The following is a 16,124-nucleotide window of genomic DNA, read 5'->3' as shown; positions in this document are numbered from 1 at the left end:
ATGCCGAGCTCCGCCATGGCTGCACCATCGAAAGGCTGTCGCGTCGGCATCATCCAGTCGAGCTATATTCCCTGGCGGGGATATTTTGACATGATCGGTCGCTGCGACGTGTTCGTATTTCTCGACAGCGTCCAGTTTACGCGCCGCGACTGGCGAACGCGCAACGCCATCAAGACGCCGAACGGCTCGTCCTGGCTGTCGATCCCGGTGAAGCAGAAGGGCAATTTTCACGCCTCGATCGATTCCGTCATCATCAATGACCCGAACTGGGCGGCCACGCACCTGCGCAGCATTCAAGGTGCCTACCGTCGGGCCGAGGCTTATGATGCGGTCTACCCCATCTTGGCCGATGCCTTTGCCGCGATTGCGCACCAGAACTCTCTGTCGGCGGTCAATCAGCATCTGACCCGTGCCCTGTGCGAAGCACTCGAGATCAAGACGCCGCTTCTGGTGGATGTCGACCTCATCGCGCGCGCAAGCCTCGACGCTGCCGATCCGACCCAGCGACTGATCGACCTGGCCAAGGCGGCGGGGGGGACATCCTACCTATCCGGGCCGTCCGCGCGCAGCTATCTCGACGAAGCGCGATTTCAGGATGCCGGTCTTGAGGTCGAATGGATGGACTATGCCAACAGTCTGATCCCATACCGGCAGCTCTGGGGGGATTTCGTGCCGGCAGTGTCGATTATCGATCCATTGCTGAATCTGGGCTTTGAAGCGACGCGTGCCACATTCCAGGATCGAAGCCACGCCGCGTGATCCGGTGAGGCCCAACGAAACGTCAGGCGGGGATGACTGAGGCTGATCGAGCATGATCCCGATGCTTCTTCCTTGATCTGGGCTGCGGCTACGGCGATTTCCTCTCACCGTCTTGCGACAAGCTCGCCATCATGGGCGCAATGTTGGGTGTGATATCGCGCCCGGCATGATCGTAGCCGCCCGTCAGATGCATGGCGAAGGGGACGACCGATGCTGGCACCTCGGTGCCGCCGCGCCGGAGGCATGCGATTGCGGCCTCGCCAGCGGCATCCTGAATGTGCGGCGCGGCACTGACCCGGCCGGCTGGGTCGGCTACGTCGACGAGACGATCGATCAAAGTGCGAGCGGCAGCACGAAGGGATTCGATTTCAACGTGCTGACGCTATCATCCGATCCCGACAAACGTCAGCCGCATCTGTTCTATGCCGATCCCCTCACCATGCCGGCCAATTGCCTGAGCCGCTATGGGCGGCAGGTCGCATTGCTCCAGGATTACAGGTTGTGGGAGTTTGCGGTGCTGGTACGGCTCGCGTCGAAGAGTGAGAGCATTGTCTTCGCGCGAGCCGGTGCCTACTTCGCTCGAATATGCTCTAACTGCCCTTTTGGGCGAAGATGACGTGCCCATGCGTCTCGATTTTATAGCCGATGTTCGATAGAAACGATACGACATCCGGGCCTGTTAATTCCGCTGAGCCGGGCTTATTGTGAATATCCGTGGAAATGAATACGTTGGGATGATCCGTAAGAAGCTTGGTTGCTCCTTTGAGGACCTCGACTTCGTAACCTTCGACGTCGATCTTGATAACAATTCTGGAGCGGTCGGCGAAATTGAGATTTCCGGCTAGTCCGTCGAGTGTGATGACATCGACCGAATACGCTTCTGCTTTGCTTAGGAACGCATCGTCGCGCTGTCCAAGTCGTGATGATTCCGGCAGGAAGGGCACTTCTCCCGTCGGATCTTCAGGTTGTTCAAAAAACTCCGCCTCGCCTTGCATATCCGAGACTGCAGCAGCGACCAAATTCACGCGTGAAGAGCCGCCATTTCGAACGAGGGTTTCTCGCAGGTGCCGCATAGCTCGTCGGGAGGGCTCGAAGGCGACTAGTGTTGCGCCTTCGGGAACAGTGATCGAATAGGGGACGGTCATGGCGCCCGTTGCCGCTCCGACATCCAGAAACAGGGTGCCAGGCTCGATCAGTGCGCGCATGCGTTGCCAGTGATCGGTCTCTACCAGGAGACGTATATGACCAGCGTGATCGAGATGCACGCAGTGCCTCATCGTCATGAGCGTATAGCGCGGCAGCACTACAGGCACGCCGTTCAATTCGACACGGAACCATGCCTCATCGGACGCTTCGATTGCCGACACCGCACCGAAGGCTATCGCACGCCACCCTAATTCCTGAGCGACTGCCGTCCGCTGCTCGCTTGTTGCGGCGTCGCCAGGTTGAAGCGTCGGTTTCAAAAAGCGGAAAACTGAAATGAACGCACTGCCACTCTCGTCACGAAGCCGATTCTCCAACTCAACGCGTTCGGCCAGCCGTTCACGCTTTTCCCCCAGCAGCTGATCGCGCTGCAGTTCCATCTCGCGGTGCTCGGCCACCAACTGGTCGCGCCGCAGTTCCATCTCGCGGCGCTCGGCTAACAGCTGATCGCGCTGCAGTTTGACTCGGCGCAGCGGCGGGAGAGCCAAAACGACCATGTGCTTCAGTTTTCCGAGCATTTCTTGACGCGGGCCCCTAATCCACTGCGACGAGTCTTTCGAGGACACTCACCATGAACATTTGCGACGTGCAAGCGGTACTGCTTTCGCTAGGTCATCCGCTAGCGTAATTTAGCGCCGATGGCGAGACGCGCGCCGCCATCCTGACGTTCAAGCGCAAGCACAGTCCGGCGGTCACCGACAAAGCTCGCGGCCAAGAGGACAGCCGCGCCCGGTTGGGCCAGGATCCAGCCACCGCCAATGTCCGCTTCTTGAGCCACGCGGCGAAAGCGCGATGCAGCGCTGCCTGCTGCGCGATGCCGATCGCTCGTCCCGCGAATTTCCTCCAATCCGGCGGCTGGGAAACGGCCTAGCTCAGCACCATCATGCTGGATGGACCGTTCATGCCGACCTTTCCGATTGTTTTCGCCGCTCATGCCTCCGCCTCCGGCGCCGGGCCATTGTCCAAAGACGATCCGTTCGGCGCCGGCCGGGAGACCGTCTGGAGCGGGCCGCAGGACCTGGCGGTGGGGCGCGTCACGTTTTCCGGCATCCTCGACAGCGCGGCCTTCCGGCACACGGAGGTGATCGTCGTCCGGTCGGGGCGTCTCGATCTGACGCTCGCTGACGGCGGCAGGCACACGCTCCAGGTCGGCGAGAGCATCGTGATCGCGCGCGGCACGGCTTTGCGCATCGAGGCGACACCCGGCACGAGCTGGGTCTCCTGCGCCGGCACCGGAGCAGCTTCCGCAGCGCCCGGCGTGACGGAGCTGCCGGCCGATGCGCCGCTAGCGCCCTCGTCGCCGCCGCCAGCCAACCTTCTCGAAGGGCCGGTGCCGCAGTGCCGCAGCTTCAACGCCTTCACCGACGAGACGGCGCGCCTGCGGGCCGGCATCTGGGATTCGACGCCGTATCGGCGCGTCCTGCGTCCGCAGCCGGTCAACGAGCTGATGCATATCCTCGTCGGCAGCGTCACCCTGACTGGGGAGGACGGGCGCCCGGTCCGGATCGCGGCGGGCGAGAGCGTGTTTGTCGCGCAGGGCACGCCATGCGCCTGGGACAGCGAAGAGCACATCGCCAAGGTCTATGTCGTCCAGGAGGTCGGCGCGTGAGCTCCCTGGCGTCCGCCGCCGGCACGGGCATGACCGGGATCGCGGCTTCGGACGCGCTGACGCTGCGGGCAATCCGTATCGACGATGCGGCGTCCTGCGCAGAGCTGTCGCGCTACGTCGGCTGGCCGCATCGCCGTGAGGACTGGGAGTTCGTGATCGGCCTCGGCCACGGTCTGGTCGCGGAGCGCAACGGAGAGCTCGTCGCTACCGGCCAGTGGTGGCCCTATGGCGAGAGCCATGCGACGGTCGGGATGATCATCGTCGCGCCCGAGCAGCAGGGGGCCGGGATCGGCAAGCGCCTGATGCAGGAGCTGCTCGCACAGGCCGGGCAGCGTTCGCTGATGCTCAACGCCACCGTCGCCGGTGCGCCGCTCTATGTCCGCCTCGGCTTCCGGAGCTGGGGCGGCGGCGTGCGACAGTACCATGGGCATGCGCTGGTCGTTGCTGAGCCCGCGCCCACGCTTGGCAAGCGGCTACGCCTAGGCAGCCCGGGCGACCTGGCGATGCTCGAACGGCTCGATCGAGAGGCGACCGGCCTGGAACGCGGGCCGGTCCTGGCGGCGCTGCTGAAATGCGGCGAATGCCTGTTGCTGGAGCAGGCCGGGCAGCCCGTCGGGTTCAGCATCCTGCGCGACTTCGGTCGCGGCAAGGTGGTTGGCCCGGTCGTGGCTGCAGACGAGATGGATGCGCGCACTTTGATCGCCTGCTGGCTGCACGGCCGGGCAGGGCAGTTCATCCGGGTCGATCTGCCGCTCGGCTCCGGGCTGGGCGACTGGCTGGTCCAGCATGGTCTTGCGCCCGCTGGCGATGTCACCGCAATGGTGCGCGGCGATCTGCCGGTCGCATCCGGACCGGCGCGCCTCCACGCCCTGGTCACCCAGGCGCTCGGTTGATATCCGCGAGGTCGATGCGATGACGCTGCTGCTCAAATCGGATGCCGCCCGCGCCGAGGAATGGACGCGGCTGCTGGCAGAGAAGGCGCCGGAGCTGCCGTTCCGGATCTGGCCGGATGTCGGCGATCCCGCCGAGATCCGCTATCTCGCCGCCTGGCTCCCGCCGGACGATCTGCTCGGCCAGTTTCCCAATCTCGAATTGCTCGTCTCGGTCGGCGCCGGCGTCGACCAGTTGAATCTGGCCGACATCCCCCCGCATTTGCCGATCGTGCGGATGATCGAGCCCGGCCTCGTCGACAGCATGGTCGAATACGTCACCATGTCGGTGCTGGCCCTGCATCGCGACCTCATTCCCTACATCGCCGCCCAGCGGGAAGAGGCCTGGCGGCCGCTGCGGATCAGGCCGGCCACCGAGCGTCGCGTCGGTGTCCTCGGCCTCGGCATGCTCGGCAAGGCCTGCGCGCTGAAGCTTGCCGAATTCGGCTTCGGCGTCGCCGGCTGGAGCCGCTCGCGGCATGAGGTCGAAGGCATCGAGACCTTCGCTGGCGATGCCGAGTTGCCCGCCTTCCTCGCCCGCACCGACATCCTGGTCTGCCTGCTGCCATTGACCGATGCGACGCGCGGCCTGCTCGGCGCCGAGCTCTTCGCGCAGTTGCCGCAGGGCGCGATGATCGTCAATGCCGGCCGCGGCGGCCATCTCGACCAGGACGCGCTGCTGGCTGCTTTGGACAGCGACCATCTCGCGGCAGCGGTCCTGGATGTCTGCGAGCCGGAGCCGCTGCCGGAATGTCATCCGCTCTGGAACCATCCCAAGGTGCTGCTCACCCCGCATATCGCCAGCCGCTCGCGCTCCGAGGCCTCGCTCGACATCGTCCTCGACAACCTGCGGCGCCACCAGGCGGGCGAACCCCTGATCGGCCTGATCGACCGCGATCGCGGCTACTGAACGAGGCTTGCCATGTCGACTGTCGCTCTCGAAGATCCCAGCCTTCTCGTCGGCCGTGCCCTGATCGGCGGCGAGTGGGTCGGCGCTGCCTCCGGTGAGGAACTGGCGGTGCGCGATCCGGCGACAGGCGTCGAGATCGGCTCGATTCCGGCCTGCGGCGAGGCCGAGGCCAACGCAGCGATCGCCGCCGCCGAAGCTGCGTTCCCGGCCTGGAAGGCACGGCCTGCGGCCGAGCGGGCCGCCCTGCTCGAGCGCTGGCACGATCTCGTGCTGGAGCACCGCAAGGACCTCGCCCGCATCATGACGGCCGAGCAGGGCAAGCCCCTGGCGGAGGCCGAGGGCGAAGTCCTGTACGGTGCCGGCTTCATCAAGTGGTTCGCCGAGGAGGCGCGCCGCGTCTATGGGGGCACCGTGCCGGCGCCGACCGCCGATCGGCGCATTCTCATCCTGAAAGAGCCGGTCGGCGTCTCCGCCGCGATCACGCCCTGGAACTTCCCCAATGCGATGATCACCCGCAAATGCGCGCCGGCGCTCGCGGCCGGTTGCCCGATCGTGGTGAAACCCTCGGAGCTGACGCCCTTTTCGGCGCTGGCGCTCGGTGTGCTGGCTGAGCGCGCCGGTTTCCCGCCCGGCGTGATCAACATCGTCACCGGGCTGCCGCAGGGCGTCGGCGCGGCGCTGACGCAGAACCCTGTCGTTCGCAAGCTCTCCTTCACCGGATCGACCCGCGTCGGCGCGCTCTTGATGCGGCAATGCTCGGACACGCTGAAGCGCTTGAGCCTGGAACTCGGCGGCAACGCGCCCTTCATCGTCTTCGATGACGCCGATCTCGACGCCGCCGTCGCCGGCGCCATCGCCAGCAAGTTCCGCAATGCCGGCCAGACCTGCGTCTGTGCCAACCGCATCCTGGTGCAGGACGGCATCCACGACGCCTTCGCCGATCGCCTCGCCAAGGCGGTGGCGGCGATGCGGGTCGGCGACGGGCGGCAGGAGGGCGTCACCATCGGTCCGCTGATCAACGCGGCGGCGGTCGAGAAGGTCCATGCCCATCTCGACGATGCGCTCTCGCTCGGTGCAACGCGCTTCGCCGCAGCTCAGGGCGAGGTCGACGGCTCCCGCTTCGTGGTGCCGACGGTGCTGACCGGCGCATCCACGCGCATGCGCCTCGCCAATGAGGAGACCTTCGGCCCGGTCGCGCCGCTGTTCCGCTTCAGGCACGAGGACGAGGCGATCGAGATCGCCAACGGCACGCCATATGGGCTCGCGGCTTATTTCTATACCGAGAACCTCAACCGCTCCTGGCGTGTCGGCGAGCGGCTCGAATTCGGCATGGTCGGCCTCAACACCGGCTCGGTCTCGATGGAGGTGGCGCCCTTCGGCGGCATCAAGCAGTCCGGCATCGGCCGCGAGGGCGGCGCGACCGGAATCGAGGAGTATCTGGAGCTGAAGAGCTTCCATATCGGCGGGCTGAAATCCGCCTGATCCGCAGGGCAAAGCACGATCTGCCGATCCTGCCACCGAATAGGGCAGGGGATACCAAAGCGGCGCATCAAACCCGCCGCACAGTCCAGCCGGCCGCTCCTAGCCTTCCAGACAGGCGCTATCGCCGTCAGCGGAGGACGAAGCGGTCCATGCTCCAGTCTGTTTCAAGCCCTGCCGCCCGCGCGGCGGAGCCGGCGAGCCCCGGCATCCGGCGGGCGCTGAGCCATATCGAACGGCATTTCACCGAGGCTCTCTATCTCGACGACCTCGCGGCGCTGGCCGGCCTCAGCGTCTGCCGTTTCGTCACCGTCTTCCGGCGCCAGGTCGGGTTGACGCCGCATCGCTTCGTCTGCCGTGAGCGCGTGCGCTATGCGCGGGGTCTTCTCGTTGACGGCGTCCCGGCCGCGCAGGCGGCGCTGGAGGCCGGCTTCTTCGACCAGAGTCATCTCTCGCGCCATTTCAAGAGCGTCTACGGCGTGACGCCCGGCCGCTATCTGCGCGAGCTGGTGCAATCGCCGCCGATGCGGGCCGGCCGGATCGGCTATCCGGCGCGCTCCACCTTTTCTCCCGTTTCGTCTTCACGCCCTGCCTGAGGTTCCGCCATGACCGTCAACTCCCTCGAAGCCCTCGACCGCCGCCATTGGGTCCATCCGGTCGCCAACTGGGCCGGCCATGAGAAGCGCGGCGTCACCGTGATGAAGTCTGCCAAGGGCGCCTTCATCACCGATGCCGACGGCCATGAGCTGATCGACGGCTTCGCCGGACTGTGGTGCGTCAATGTCGGCTATGGTCACGAGAGCATCGTCGAGGCGGCGGCCCGCCAGATGCGCGAACTGCCCTATGCCACCGGCTATTTCAGCTTCGGCAGCGAGCCGACGATCCGCCTCGCCGCAAAGCTCGCCGAGCTGACCCCGGGCGATCTCGATCACATCTATTTCTCGTTGGGCGGCTCGGATGCGGTCGACAGCGCGCTGCGGCTGATCCAGTTCTACTACAACGTCACCGGCCGGCCGACGAAGAAGGCGATCCTCTCGCTCGAGCGCGGTTACCACGGCTCGAGTTCGACCGGCGCCGGCGTCACGGCGCTGCCGGCCTTCCATGCGGGCTTCGATTTTCCGGCGCATGTGCATCACTACGTCACCCCACCCTATGCCTATCGCAACCCGACCGGCTCGGGCGACGCGGCGGTGATCGCGGCCAGCGTCGCTTCGCTGCGCGCCAAGGTCGCGGAGCTCGGCGCCGAGAACGTCGCCGCCTTCTTCTGCGAGCCGGTGATCGGTTCGGGCGGCGTCATCGTGCCGCCGAAGGGCTGGCTCAGGGCGATGCGCGAGACGGCGGCCGAGCTCGACATCCTCTTCGTCGCCGACGAGGTCATCACCGGCTTCGGCCGTACCGGCCCGATGTTCGCCTGCGAGGCGGAAGGCGTCGTGCCTGACATGATGACGATGGCGAAGGGCCTGACCTCGGGCTATGCGCCGCTCGGCGCGCTCGCCATCGGCGAGACGGTCTATCGCGCCATCGCCGACAACGCCCCGGCCGGCGGGCCGGTCGGCCATGGCTACACCTATTCCGGCCATCCGGTCAGCGCCGCCGTCGCGCTCGAAGTGCTGCGCCTCTACGAAGAGGGCGGTATCCTCGCCAACGGCCAGCGGGTCGGCGCTTATTTCGAGGAGCGCCTGGCGACGCTTGCCGATCACCCGCTCGTCGGCGAGGTCAGGGCGCGCGGCCTGCTCGCCGGTATCGAGCTCGTCGCCGACAAGGTGACGAAAGAGAAGCTGCCGCGCGAGGCGAAGCTGCCCGACCATCTCTTCGCGCGCGGCTATGCCAATGGCGTCATCTTCCGCGCTTTCGCCGACGACATCATCGGACTGGCGCCGCCGCTGTGCTGCAGCGAGGCCGAGATCGACCTGATCATCTCCCGGCTGCGCAAGACGCTCGACGATGTCATGGCGCTGCCCGAGGTCGCGGCGGCGTTGAAAACCGCAAAGGCGGCATGATCCCTGCTTGGCCCGGACCGTATCAAACGATTAGTCTGATGCCGGTCCGGGCTCGCTCCGCAGGCCCGGTTCCGCAAGAGGCATCCAGGACAAGAGGCCTTCGTCGTGACACCGGGCGTGCGGCTCGACCGCATCGACATGAAGATCCTGATCGAGCTGCAGAACAACGGCAGGATCACGAACGTCAATCTGGCCGATGCGGTGGGCCTGTCGCCGAGCCCCTGCCTGCTGCGGGTCAAGCGGCTGGAGCAGGCCGGCTTCATCTCCGGCTACGGCGCGACCATCAATCTGCAGAAGCTCGGCGAGACGATCACCGTCTTCACCGAGATCACCCTGACCGACCACACCAAGGAATACTTCATCCGCTTCGAGATGGCGCTTCGGCGCGTCGACGAGGTCGTCGAATGCCATCTCGTCAGCGGCGGCTACGATTACCTCGTCAAGTTCGTCACGCGCGGTCTCACGCACTACCAATCGCTGATCGAGACGCTGCTCGACCGCAATATCGGCATCTCCAAATATTTCAGCTACATCGTGATCAAGTCGCCGATCCAGAAGCCCGGCTATCCGCTGCCGGTGCTGTTCGACATCTGACCGGCGTCAGCCGAGCGCCTGGGTGACGAGCCCGAAGGTCCGCGCCGCGCCGCGCGGCCCGTGATTGTGACCCCTGACCATCGTGGTCACGGTGTCGTAGACGGTCATGCCGCATTCTTCGAGGAAGCCGCCGAACCTGCCCTGTTCCTGGGCGGTGTCGACGCGCAGGAACTGCCCGTCATGGGCGATGACATACGGCCGCAGCAGCGCGATGGCCGCCTCGTCGCTCTCGGCGACGATCGGGCCGACGACATGGCCACGGCCGAAGCGGCGGCAGAGCGCAAAGCCGACGACAGTGCCGTCGCGCTCGATCACCGTCCCGGTCGCCAGCTTCATCAGCGCGGCGATGACGCGCGAGCGATCGGCTCCATAGGCGTCGGCGTCGAGTTGGGCGATCGCGTCGCCATCGGCGGCTGTCGCGGGCCGGACGGTGACTTCGTCGGGCGCAGCGCCGGCCGGTGCCTGCGCGCGGCCCTGATGCTGGAAGATGCGGCCGATCGGCTGGAAATCAAGCGAGCGGTAGAGCCGGTAGCCGGCCCGCGTCGCATTGAGTCTGAGATCGCGCTCGCCGGCCTGTTCGAAGATCGTATCCATCAGCCGCCGGCCGGCGCCCTGCATCTGCAGGCGCGGCGAGGTGATGACCATGCCGATCGTGGCGAAATGCGGCCCATAGGGCCACCACATCGCCGATGCGAGCGCCCGGTCGATCGCGTCGCAGGCGACGAAGCCGTGCCCGACCTCCAGCACGAAGCGCCAGTCCTCCGGCCGATGCGGCCAGCTGACACCGACGGAGAGCTGGTGCGCCTGGGAGATATCCGCTTCTGTCATCGGCCTGATGGCGAGCTCGTAGTCGAGCCGGCGCCGAGCCGTTCCGTGAGCCACCGTTGCAGGCCTCGTTCGTCGCAATGCCGGGCGACTATAGGCAGGCGCCGGGCTACGGAGAACTGCAAAATTGTCCAAGAACCTGTGCAGCAAGGCGGTATTCTCGACGGTCGGAGCCGACCTGTCCGGCGGAATACCATCCCTGTCTTCCTGTCCGAAGCATTGAGGCCCTGTCTTCCATGAAGCTCGAACCTTATTGGCTCGCGACGGCGCCGGGATTCACCGGCGGCTCCACGGCCCCGATCGCCGGCAAGGTCGATGTCGCCATCGTCGGCGGCGGCTTCACCGGCCTGTCGGCTGCGCTCGCCTTGGCGAAGTCGGGGGCGAGTGTCGCGGTGCTGGAGGCCGGGCGCGTGATCGGCGAGGCCTCCGGACGCAATGGCGGGCATTGCAATAACGGCCTCGCACATGATCTCGGCAGCCTTGCCGCCAGCCTCGGCGAGGAGAGGGCGGTCGCGCTCTATCGCGCCTTCGACAACGCCGTCGACACCGTCGAGGCGCTGGTGGCGCGCGAGGCGATCGATTGCGATTTCATCCGCACCGGCAAGATCAAGCTCGCGGCCAAGCCGGAGCACTTCGCCAAGCTGGAGAAGAGCGCGGCCCTGCTGCGACGCACGGTCGAGCCGGACCTGGCCGTGGTGTCGCCGTCCGAGATTCGGCGCGAGATCGGCACCGACGGCTTCTTCGGTGGCCTCGTCTATCCACGCAGCGCCCATATGCATATGGGCCGCTTCGGCGTCGGCCTCGCCGAGGCGGCGGCGCGAAATGGCGCGGCAATCCATGAGAACGCGGCAGTGACCGGGCTCGAGCGGCTGAACGGCCAGGCCCATCGCGTCGTCACCAGCCGCGGCATGCTGGAGGCGGGGCAGGTGCTGCTCGCGACCGGCACCTCGCGCCGGGGGCCCTTCGCCTGGCTCCGGCGGCGCATCGTGCCGGTCGGCAGCTTCATCATCGCGACCGAGCCACTCTCGCCGGAGCGGGCCGCGGCGATCATGCCGACACGGCGGACGGCGACGACGACCAAGAACATCGGCAACTATTTCCGGCTCACCCCGGACAACCGGCTGATCTTCGGCGGGCGGGCGCGCTTTGCGCTGTCGAGCCCGGCTTCGGACGCCAAGAGCGGTGCGATCCTGCGGGCGCGCATGCTGGAGCTCTTTCCGGAGCTCGCCGATACGCGCATCGACTATTGCTGGGGCGGTCTCGTCGATATGACCGCCGACCGGCTGCCGCGCGCCGGCGAGCGCGACGGCGTCTTCCACGCGCTCGGCTATAGCGGCCACGGCACCCAGATGTCGGTGCATATGGGGCAGGCGATGGCGAAGGTAATGGGCGGGGACGTCAAGGCGAACCCCTTCGCCGGGCTGGGTTGGCCGGCGGTGCCCGGCCATTTCGGCCCGCCCTGGTTCCTGCCTTTTGTCGGGATGTATTACCGCTACCAGGATTGGCGCCACTGAGTCTGGCCAGGGCCGTCATTCTCGGGCGGAGCGGAGCAAGACCCGAGAATCTCATGACGGGAAGGCGTTGGTCGGCGCCTCTTCCGGGCTGCAATGCTCGGGTCAAGCCCGAGCATGACGGGTGCGTCCCTACGCCTCCTTCTTCTGCCCGCTCATGGCCAGCAGGACGAGCAGGAAGGAGGCCGCCGTCAGCAGGGTCGAGATCGAGGCGATGGTCGGGTCGATCTCGTCGCGCAGGGCGGTGAACATGCGCTTGGTCAGGGTCTGGTACTGACCGCCGGAGACGAACAGCGCGATGATCGTCTCGTCGATCGCCGAGATGAAGGCGAAGACGGCGCCGGCGAAGACGCTGGCCTTGATCTGCGGCAGGGTCACGGTCAGGAACGCCCGCAGGCGGTTCATGCCGAGGCTGCGCGCCACCATTTCCTGCGTCTTGTCGAAGCTCTGCAGCCCGGCGACGACAGAGGTGATCACATAGGGCAGGCCGAGCATGACATTGGCGAGCACCAGCCCGGTCAGCGTCTGGATCAGGCCGAGCTTGGCGTAGACGAAGAAGATGCCGATCGCGACGATGATGATCGGTACGATCAGCGGCAGCATCAGCACCATGTGCAACGAGCGCATCAGCCGGTTCTGGGCATTGCTGATCGCATAGGCCGCGGCGGTGCCCAGAGGCGTCGCGATCAGCACGGTCAGCACGCCGAGCATCAGGCTCATCCGCGTGCCCTGCATCCAGTTCGGATTGCCGAAATACTCGGCATACCAGCGCAGCGAGAGCGCCGGCGGCGGGAAGGTCAGGAAGCGCGTGCTCGAGAACGACATCGGCACGATGATCAGTACCGGCAGCATCAGGTAGATCAGGACGAGCCCGATGATGAGGCCGAAGGCGAGGCGCGGCAGCAGCGAGGTTTTCATTTCTGCCCCAGCATCTTGTCGAGCGGGATGATGCGGCCGACCGCAGCGAAGATCGCGAGCACGCAGGCGAGGAGCACGACGCCGACGGCGCTTGCCGCACCCCATTGCGCGTAGAGCTCGACATTGCGGCTCACCACCATCGAGATCATCACGGTGCGCCCCCCGCCGAGCAGCTCGGGCGTGATGTAGAAGCCGAGCGTCAGCACGAAGACGAGGGTGAGCCCGGCGACGACGCCCGGCAGCGACAGCGGCAGGAAGATGCGCAGGAAGCTGTAGAGCGGGCCGCCGCCGAGGCTGGCGCCGGCGAGCATCAGCTCGCGCGGGATCTTCTGCATGGTCGAATAGAGCGGCAGGACCATGAAGGGCAGCAGGATGTGCACGGTCGCGATCACCGTGCCGAGCTCGTTGTGGACCATCGCCAGCGGCTCGGTGATCAGGCCGAAACGTTCGAGCAACTGGTTGGCGACGCCGGTGCGCTGCAGCAGCACGAGCCAGGCATAGGCGCGCACCAGGACGCTGGTCCAGAACGGCAGCATCACGCAGGCCAGGATCAAGACGTTCCAGGGCCGCCTCGCATGGGCTGCCGCATAGGCGACCGGGTAGCCAAGCAGCAAGGTGAGGAGCGTCACCATCAGGGCGATGCGGAAGGTCAGGGCGAAGCTGCGCCAGTAGACCTCCTCCGTGAAGATGCGCCGGTAGTGCTCCAGCGTGAAGCCGTTGTCGTAGATCGATTGGGCCGCCAGCCAGCCGACCGGGATCACCACCAGCGCGACGATCACCAGCACGGCCGGAGCCGCGAGCAGAGTCATCAGCGCCTGCTCGCGGCGCTGATGACGGAGGGATGGATCGATCGCGCTGGTGGTCACGTTGCGGTCCCTTCTAGACGTCATTCTCGGGCGAAGCGCAGCGCAGACCCGAGAATCTCCTGCAAGAGATGCTCGGGACAAGCCCGAGCATGACGGCGAGGCTGCTCACTTCTGCATGAACTGCAGCCAGCGCTTCTCGGCGGCTTCGCCGGCCGGCGAGGTCCACCAGGCATAGGACATCAGCGCCTGGACCTTGGCGTTCTCCGGCGCGCTCGGCAGTTCCTTGACCCGCGCCTCGGAGATGACCTTGGTGTCGTAGGCCTTCGGGTTGGCCGGGCCGTAGTCGATATGCAGCGGCAGGTTGGCCTGATGCACGGGATCGACCGCCTCGTTCAGGAACTTGATCGCGGTCGGCAGGTTCGGCGCGCCCTTGAGCACGCAGAGCGAGGTGCTCTGCAGGATGCCCTGGTTGTAGGTGTAGGCGACCTTGGCGCCCTCCTTGGTCAGCGCGCTGATGCGGCCGTTCCAGGCCATCACCATGTCGACCTCGCCGTCATTGAGGAGTTGCGCCGACTGGGCGCCGGAGGTCCACCATACCGTGATGTTCGGCTTGATCTCTTCGAGCTTCTTGAAGGCGCGCTCGAAGTCGAGCGGGTAGAGCTTGTCGGGAGCGACGCCGTCTGCCATCAGCGCCGCTTCCAGCGTGGCGAGCGGGTGGTTGCGCAGCGAGCGGCGGCCCGGGAACTTCTTCACGTCCCAGAAGTCGGCCCATGTCTTGGGCGCCGAGGCCGCGTCCGGGAATTTCTTCTGGTTGTAGCCGAGCACGCTCGAATAGAACTCGTAGGCCACCGACCAGTCACTGCGATACTCGGCCGGCATCGCCGCGGCGTTCGGGATCTTGCTGAAGTCGAGCTTCTCGACGATGCCCTGCTCGCCGCCGCGCAGGCAGAAATTGGTGGCGACGTCGACGACGTCCCAGGTCGGCTTACCGGTGGCGACCTGCGAGCGCATGATCGGCCAGGCGTCGGGCACGCTGTCCTGGTTGATGGTGATGCCGAGCTTCTTGGCGGCGGGATCGAGGATCGCGATGGTCTGCGCCTTCTGGTAGGCGCCGCCCTGCGAGACGAACATGATCTGCTCGGCCGCGCTGGCGGAGCCGAGCAGCGCGAGGGAGAAGCCTGCGACGGCGCAGGTCGTCCGGAAGTTCAAGCTCTTGGCCATGTCCTGTTCCCCTGTTGTTTTGGATCGGAGCTTCGAGGCCTACCGTCCGATCGCGTCCAGAAACTGGTACCAGCCGGCGACCGCACGGACCGCCGGTTCTCGAAGCGCGTAGAAGGGCACGGGCCGCATGCGGCCGACGTCCAGCAGCCCGACATCGGGGCGTTCGCCGCGCGCAAAGGCGGCGAGATAGCGCCCCATCAGGCTGGACATGGCGACACCGGCGCCGTTGTAGCCCATGGCGACCATGACCCGGTCATCGACGCGGCCGACATGCGGCACGGAATCGAGCGTCATCGCGACGAGGCCGGACCAGGAATAGGCCAGCGGCACATCGGCGACCTGAGGGAAGATGCCGACCATCGCCTTGTGCAGGGCGGCGAAGGCCGAGGCGGAATCGGTCTTGCCGAAGGCGCCACGGCCGCCGAAGACGATCCGGCCGTCGACCATGCGGAACCAGCGCATCATCCGCTTGGTCTCGCTATAGGTCCGGCCCGTCGGCATCACGCTGGCGGCGAGGTTCGGCGAGAGTTTTTCGGTCGCGATGATCGCGCTGCGGAACGGGATCAGCGTGCGCTGGTAGTCGCGGGTTGCGGGCGTCAGGTCGGAATAGCCGTTGGTGGCGATGATCGCCTGCTTCGCCCGCACCGTGCCGCGGGGTGTCTCGACCAGCACGCCGTCCGCTTCGCGCCTGAGGCCGAGCGCCGGCGTCCGGCTATGGACGGGGATGCCCTGCGCGGTCACGCCGCGGGCAAGCCCGCGCAGATAGTTGAGCGGATGGATTCCGCCCGAGCCGGCATTGAGCACGCCGCCGACGAAGCCGGCCGAACCGGTCTCCTCGCGCACCTGCCCGGCATCGAGCACGGTCATCGTGGTGTCGCCGAGTTCGGCGCGGAGCCAATCAGCTTCCTTCACCGCGTAGGCCAGCGTCTCGTGGTTGTGGGCTGCCTTGACCTGGCCGGCGCGGGTCAAGCCGGCGTCCGTGATGCCATGGGCGTCGACCAGTTCGGCGACGATATCGGTCGCCTCATGGGCGATGTCGTACATGCGCTTGGCCATGCCCCGGCCGTGGGAGGCGGCGATGGCTGGGAAGGACAGGCGGAACTTGGCGGTGATGACGCCGCCATTGCGCCCGCTCGCACCCCAGCCGGGCTCGTTCGCTTCGAGTACGACAGGCGCAAGGCCGCTGGCGGCAAGATGATGGGCGGCCGAGAGCCCGGTATAGCCGGCACCGATGATCACGACATCCGCCAGCGCGTCGCCGGCGAGCGGCGGCAACGCCTGCAGAGGCGACGCCGTCGCCCGCCAGAGCGATGGCGCGGCGTCGAGGGCCTGCCAGGATGTCGGCGCGGCCGTCATGCGC

The 16,124-nt window shown here is 66.5% G+C and carries 17 protein-coding genes; 10 read left to right on the top strand and 7 right to left on the bottom strand.

Features of this window, described 5'->3' with window-relative positions:
• The first annotated feature begins 15 nt into the window (after nt 1-15).
• Nucleotides 16-759 carry a WbqC family protein gene (locus BMZ21_RS05245; protein WP_167561528.1) on the top strand — a complete coding sequence of 248 codons (744 nt, stop codon included), beginning with the start codon at nt 16-18 and terminating at the stop codon, nt 757-759.
• A 166-nt stretch (nt 760-925) separates the two neighbouring features.
• Nucleotides 926-1,375: a hypothetical protein gene (locus BMZ21_RS29840; protein WP_143079650.1), complete on the top strand. Its 450-nt coding sequence runs from the start codon at nt 926-928 to the stop codon at nt 1,373-1,375.
• Here the strand turns inward: BMZ21_RS29840 and BMZ21_RS05235 are convergent.
• Nucleotides 1,350-2,480 (bottom strand): FkbM family methyltransferase, encoded by a 1,131-nt coding sequence (locus BMZ21_RS05235; protein WP_091830375.1) that lies wholly within the window; start codon nt 2,478-2,480, stop codon nt 1,350-1,352. The genes BMZ21_RS29840 and BMZ21_RS05235 overlap by 26 nt on opposite strands.
• A 101-nt stretch (nt 2,481-2,581) precedes the next feature.
• On the bottom strand, nt 2,582-2,896 hold the full coding sequence (locus BMZ21_RS30240) for a hypothetical protein (RefSeq protein WP_167561527.1): 315 nt from the start codon (nt 2,894-2,896) through the stop codon (nt 2,582-2,584).
• A 24-nt stretch (nt 2,897-2,920) separates the two neighbouring features.
• Between BMZ21_RS30240 and BMZ21_RS05230 the strand changes: the two genes are divergently transcribed.
• The 7 genes from BMZ21_RS05230 (at nt 2,921) to BMZ21_RS05200 (ending at nt 9,483) form a co-directional block, all read left to right on the top strand.
• The gene (locus BMZ21_RS05230) at nt 2,921-3,571 is read left to right on the top strand and encodes a cupin domain-containing protein (RefSeq protein WP_167561526.1); all 651 of its coding nucleotides are present in this window, start codon (nt 2,921-2,923) and stop codon (nt 3,569-3,571) included.
• On the top strand, nt 3,568-4,464 hold the full coding sequence (locus BMZ21_RS05225; protein ID WP_167561525.1) for a GNAT family N-acetyltransferase: 897 nt from the start codon (nt 3,568-3,570) through the stop codon (nt 4,462-4,464). The genes BMZ21_RS05230 and BMZ21_RS05225 overlap by 4 nt, the downstream gene beginning before the upstream one ends.
• Nucleotides 4,465-4,483: 19 nt before the next feature.
• Nucleotides 4,484-5,410: a 2-hydroxyacid dehydrogenase gene (locus tag BMZ21_RS05220; protein ID WP_091830369.1), complete on the top strand. Its 927-nt coding sequence runs from the start codon at nt 4,484-4,486 to the stop codon at nt 5,408-5,410.
• 12 nt (nt 5,411-5,422) lie between these two features.
• On the top strand, nt 5,423-6,892 hold the full coding sequence (locus BMZ21_RS05215) for an NAD-dependent succinate-semialdehyde dehydrogenase (RefSeq protein WP_091830367.1): 1,470 nt from the start codon (nt 5,423-5,425) through the stop codon (nt 6,890-6,892).
• A gap of 149 nt (nt 6,893-7,041) precedes the next feature.
• Nucleotides 7,042-7,485, top strand: a complete 444-nt coding sequence (locus tag BMZ21_RS05210) for a helix-turn-helix domain-containing protein (RefSeq protein ID WP_091830365.1) — start codon at nt 7,042-7,044, stop codon at nt 7,483-7,485.
• Nucleotides 7,486-7,494: 9 nt separating this feature from the next.
• The gene (locus BMZ21_RS05205) at nt 7,495-8,889 is read left to right on the top strand and encodes an aminotransferase class III-fold pyridoxal phosphate-dependent enzyme (RefSeq protein WP_091830363.1); all 1,395 of its coding nucleotides are present in this window, start codon (nt 7,495-7,497) and stop codon (nt 8,887-8,889) included.
• Between the two features lie 117 nt (nt 8,890-9,006).
• Nucleotides 9,007-9,483, top strand: a complete 477-nt coding sequence (locus BMZ21_RS05200) for an Lrp/AsnC family transcriptional regulator (RefSeq protein WP_199777522.1) — start codon at nt 9,007-9,009, stop codon at nt 9,481-9,483.
• A gap of 6 nt (nt 9,484-9,489) precedes the next feature.
• On the opposite strand, the gene BMZ21_RS05195 is transcribed toward BMZ21_RS05200, so the two are convergent.
• Complete coding sequence (locus tag BMZ21_RS05195) at nt 9,490-10,365, bottom strand: GNAT family N-acetyltransferase (protein WP_244543694.1); 876 nt, start codon at nt 10,363-10,365, stop codon at nt 9,490-9,492.
• Between the two features lie 179 nt (nt 10,366-10,544).
• Here BMZ21_RS05195 and BMZ21_RS05190 point away from each other — a divergent pair, with 179 nt between their 5' ends.
• Nucleotides 10,545-11,822: an NAD(P)/FAD-dependent oxidoreductase gene (locus tag BMZ21_RS05190; RefSeq protein ID WP_091830357.1), complete on the top strand. Its 1,278-nt coding sequence runs from the start codon at nt 10,545-10,547 to the stop codon at nt 11,820-11,822.
• 129 nt (nt 11,823-11,951) lie between these two features.
• Here the strand turns inward: BMZ21_RS05190 and BMZ21_RS05185 are convergent, their stop codons facing one another.
• From BMZ21_RS05185 to BMZ21_RS05170, 4 genes are all read right to left on the bottom strand, one after another.
• Nucleotides 11,952-12,737, bottom strand: coding sequence for an ABC transporter permease (locus BMZ21_RS05185; RefSeq protein WP_091830354.1), 786 nt, complete (start codon nt 12,735-12,737; stop codon nt 11,952-11,954).
• Nucleotides 12,734-13,603: an ABC transporter permease gene (locus BMZ21_RS05180; RefSeq protein ID WP_244543693.1), complete on the bottom strand. Its 870-nt coding sequence runs from the start codon at nt 13,601-13,603 to the stop codon at nt 12,734-12,736. The genes BMZ21_RS05185 and BMZ21_RS05180 overlap by 4 nt, the downstream gene beginning before the upstream one ends.
• 105 nt (nt 13,604-13,708) lie before the next feature.
• On the bottom strand, nt 13,709-14,764 hold the full coding sequence (locus BMZ21_RS05175; RefSeq protein ID WP_091830352.1) for an ABC transporter substrate-binding protein: 1,056 nt from the start codon (nt 14,762-14,764) through the stop codon (nt 13,709-13,711).
• 39 nt (nt 14,765-14,803) lie between these two features.
• Nucleotides 14,804-16,120 (bottom strand): NAD(P)/FAD-dependent oxidoreductase, encoded by a 1,317-nt coding sequence (locus BMZ21_RS05170; RefSeq protein WP_091830350.1) that lies wholly within the window; start codon nt 16,118-16,120, stop codon nt 14,804-14,806.
• Nucleotides 16,121-16,124: the final 4 nt, after the last annotated feature.

Origin of the sequence: Allobosea lupini (assembly GCF_900109525.1) — a bacterium.
GTDB classification, from domain to species: Bacteria; Pseudomonadota; Alphaproteobacteria; order Rhizobiales; family Beijerinckiaceae; genus Allobosea; species Allobosea lupini.
This window is presented reverse-complemented; position numbering and strand designations above follow the sequence as displayed.